Genomic DNA, 670 nt, shown 5'->3' on the forward strand with positions numbered 1-670 from the left:
ACCCGGGTGCGGCCGGATCCGGCCTCGCCGCCGTGTTCCGGCCCGGGTATCTCCACCTCGACGCCGGGGCGGGCGGTCGGGCCGGCCGGTGGCGCCGCGTCGGCGGGTACGGCCGAGGCGGCCAGGAGCGCGGCGCTCGCACAGAGGGCCGCGAGCGCCGCGCGCAGGGCAGGCCGGACAGGTCGTTTCATGAAGTCCTCCGCCGGGACGGGAAGTTGAGGGGGGCGGGCCGGGTCGAGTTAAGTGGGTGGTTAACCCGACTGAACCGGCTGCTTAAACTAGGGGGCGCCCGCGGGCGTGCGCAATGGGTGACTCCCCCCGGATACTGGGGAGTTGAGGAAACCTCGTGGACAGCAGGGGGAGTTCATGGACGAACCGGCCGAGATCGGGCGCCGCGTGCAGCGGCTGCGCGGCGAACGCGGTCTGACCCAGCGGCAGTTGGCGGAGCCCGCGTACACCCCGGCGTACGTGTCCACCCTGGAGGCGGGCAAGGTGCGGCCCTCGGAGGCCGCGCTGCGCTTCCTCGCCGGGCGGCTCGGCACCTCGTACGAGGAACTCACCACCGGCCGCCCGGCCTCCCTGGGCACGGAGCTGCGCCTGGCCCTGACCGACGCCCAGCGGACCCTCGCCACGGGCTCGGCGCGGGAGGCCGCGGGCCACTTCCGCAGGC

General features: G+C 74.9%; 1 protein-coding gene and 1 pseudogene. One reads left to right on the top strand and one right to left on the bottom strand.

All coding sequences use genetic code 11. From position 1 onward, the window contains the following. Positions 1-191 (bottom strand): annotated as a pseudogene (locus VR44_RS35165) (M64 family metallopeptidase); the annotation flags it as partial. Positions 192-366: 175 nt separating this feature from the next. Between VR44_RS35165 and VR44_RS35170 the strand changes: the two are divergent. Continuing rightward, a partial coding sequence (locus tag VR44_RS35170) for a helix-turn-helix domain-containing protein (protein ID WP_045951713.1) occupies positions 367-670 on the top strand: 304 nt, incomplete at its 3' end.

Source organism: Streptomyces katrae (genome assembly GCF_000966975.1).
In the GTDB taxonomy this organism is placed as follows: Bacteria; Actinomycetota; Actinomycetes; order Streptomycetales; family Streptomycetaceae; genus Streptomyces; species Streptomyces katrae.